Source organism: Kitasatospora sp. NPDC003701 (genome assembly GCF_053587085.1).
Map to the genome: position 1 here is coordinate 1 of NZ_JBSFNM010000158.1, position 2,740 is coordinate 2,740.

Genomic DNA, 2,740 nt, shown 5'->3' on the forward strand with positions numbered 1-2,740 from the left:
CGCCGTCGTCATCCAACAACGCCGCAACGGCGAACGCCCCATCGGCCTCCCCGCCTGACACCACCACCCCGAACCCCTCCGCACAGGCACCCGGAACAAGCGCCGCCCCAGAGCCGCGGCGGTGCGGGTCCCCGTCGGAGACGGGCCGGCGGCAGGCCGTTGAGGGTCGACCGCGCCGCCGAACGTTGCCGGGCCCCTGCACCAGGGGCCCGGCAACGCCGTGTTCCGAGGAGTGCGGGGGCGAACCGGAGGATCGGCCCCGCCGTCCGGGAGCCGGCTCCGCCGGGCCGCCGGCCGAGGACGTCAGCGGGCGCTGCCGATGCTCCGGTCGGCCTCGGCGCCCCGGAGCATGAGGGTGGTCTCCTCGACCCGGCGGAACCGGCCGTCGGGGGCGAACTCGGCGAAGAGGTAGACCTCCATCCGCACGGTGGAACCGTCGTTCTTGGTGACGTCGACGACGTGGCGGTCGGCGTAGCGGTCCCCCTGCACGAGTTCGTCGAGGACCTCGACCCGGCCGCTCGCGACGACCGTGCGCAGGTGGGCGATGTGGGCGACGAACTGCTCCCGGTCGTCCCAGCGGCCGTCGGTGCGCTGCCGGTAGTCGGGCGCGAAGTGCCGGTCGACGGCCTCCGCAAGGTCGAGACCGGGTGTGAAGAGCAGATCGGTGAGCGCGGCGGCGATGCTCGGGCGGGTGGCGGTGGTCATGGCGGTCCCCTGCGTGTCGGAGTGACGGAAGTGTCGGAGCGACGTGAGTGTCGGAGCGACGAACTTTGCGTGCGTCGAGCACGCATCCGAAGAGTACTCCACAGTACGTGCGTCGCGCACGTTATTCTTGGACGTATGCCGACCGACGTGGGACACGAGATCGCCGACGCACTCGCCGCCGTGCTCAGACGCAGCGCTCGCACACACCTCTACGAGCTGCTGACCAGCGGCCTGGACGACGCCCTGGACGCCGTCACCTACCCGGTCCTCAGCGCACTCGCCCGCACCGGGCCGTGCAGCGCCGCCGGACTCGCCGAGGAGATCGGGCTCGACCGCTCGGGCGTCACCCGCCGCGCCAGCCGCCTCGAAGCCGCCGGCCTGCTGCGCCGCGAACCCGACCCCGCCGACCGGCGCGCGACCCTCCTGACCCTCACCGAAGCCGGGCAACGCGTCATCGCCGCCACCCGGGAGCGCCTCGCCGGCCACATCGAGGCCTCGCTGGCCGACTGGCCCGACGACGAGGCACGGGCCTTCGCCCGCGGGTTCCACCGCTTCGTCACCGAGGGCTTCCTCCGGCCGGAGTGAGGCGGGCGCGGCGAACAGACCGCGTACCGCACACCCGCACACCGGCGCGGCCCGGCCACCCTCGAAGGGCGGCCGGGCCGCTGCGGGGCCGGCGTCACCGGCCGGAGGGTCAGCCGACGTCGATGCCGGTGACCACCGGGGAACCGATGTTCACCGCGCCCTCCTCATAGCCGGCCGCCGTGAACGCCTGCCGGACGAGATCCAGCGCCGCCGTTCCGGCACCGTCGCGATCGGCGGCCTCCACCTCCAACCGGAGCACGAACGTCCCCTCGGGTTCGTCGAGGGTCAGCACATCGAGGTCGGGCACCTCGGTCCCGACCACCTCCGGATCCGCACCGTGCACGACGGCGAGCAGGGCGCGGCGTGCCCGCTCGTCCATCGGCCGTCCGACGGTTCCGGGAACTGTGATCACGTAGTCACCCATGCCCCCAGTCTCACCCGCATGACGTGCCCAAAACCCGCCCAAGGTGTCCAATCGGGCACCGCCCCGGCCCCGGCCGGGGCCGCACCGCCGCAGGGCCGCCACCTCGGGACGGCGGTGGCCGCACGTCACAAGGTGGTCTCGACCCGGCCACGCCCTTGACGCGGATTCCGAAACAGAGGTGTCATATCCGCATCCCGTTCGGAACTGTTTGTTTCTGGCTATTTACGTTGGATTCACTGGCAAGGCGATGCGGTACCGGCCTCAAACCACCACTCGACCGCCGCTCCACCGGGATCCATCCCTGGCACCACACCCGCACGCCCCCGTGAATCCGCACCCCTCGCACCCGTTCCGTCGCCGTCGGCGGGTGCGGCCTCGAAGGAGTTCCCCCATGTTCCGTCCTTCCAGCCGTGTTGTTGCCGCGACCGGTCTGTTGTTCGCTGTGGGCCTGACGACCGCGTGTTCGACGGGTCAGGAGTCCGTGGCCGGAGGCGATGCCTCGGTCGCGCCGGTCAGCGGGAAGATCTCGATCACCTATCTGCAGAAGCAGGGAGACCAGGAGTACTTCGTCGGGGAGGCGGCCGGCGCGAAGGCCAAGGCCGCGGAGCTGGGCGTCGACCTGAAGGTCGTCAACCTGGGCAGCGACGCCAACAAGACGATCAGCGAGGTCCAGTCCGCGATCGCGCAGAAGACCAACGGCGTGATCATCGTCGTCCCGGACCCGGCCGTCGGCCCCCAGGTCGTCCAGACCGCCAAGGACGCCAAGGTCGCCCTCCTCACCTCCGACGACCAGATCTGCGCCACCGGCCCCGACCCGGCCGCCTGCGCCAAGGACGACCTCGTCGCCCGGATCGGCTTCTCCGGCACCCAGATGGGCTCCGAGGTCGGCAAGCGCGCCGGCGAGGAGTTCAAGAAGGCCGGCTGGAACCCGGCCGACACCCGCGTCATCTCCGCCTGGAAGCAGGACGTCACCGTCTGCGGCGACCGCGTCAAGGGCGCCAAGGAAGCCTTCGGCGCCGCCGTCCC

Annotated in this window: 4 protein-coding genes; 2 read left to right on the forward strand and 2 right to left on the reverse strand. The window is 71.7% G+C overall.

The annotated features are described in order from the left end of the window. Window positions 1-303: 303 nt before the first annotated feature. A complete protein-coding gene (locus ACWDRR_RS44330) occupies window positions 304-705 on the reverse strand; it encodes a nuclear transport factor 2 family protein (protein ID WP_449778020.1) in 402 nt (133 codons plus the stop codon). Window positions 706-840: 135 nt separating this feature from the next. Between ACWDRR_RS44330 and ACWDRR_RS44335 the strand changes: the two genes are divergently transcribed. Next, window positions 841-1,290, forward strand: a complete 450-nt coding sequence (locus ACWDRR_RS44335; RefSeq protein WP_449778021.1) for a MarR family winged helix-turn-helix transcriptional regulator — start codon at window positions 841-843, stop codon at window positions 1,288-1,290. Window positions 1,291-1,399: 109 nt separating this feature from the next. Here the strand turns inward: ACWDRR_RS44335 and ACWDRR_RS44340 are convergent, their stop codons facing one another. Next, entirely contained in the window at window positions 1,400-1,714 is a 315-nt protein-coding gene (locus ACWDRR_RS44340) for a hypothetical protein (protein ID WP_449778022.1), read from the reverse strand. A gap of 481 nt (window positions 1,715-2,195) precedes the next feature. Between ACWDRR_RS44340 and ACWDRR_RS44345 the strand changes: the two genes are divergently transcribed. Continuing rightward, window positions 2,196-2,740, forward strand: a 545-nt coding sequence (locus ACWDRR_RS44345; protein ID WP_449778023.1) for a substrate-binding domain-containing protein, incomplete at its 3' end; no start/stop codon positions are given.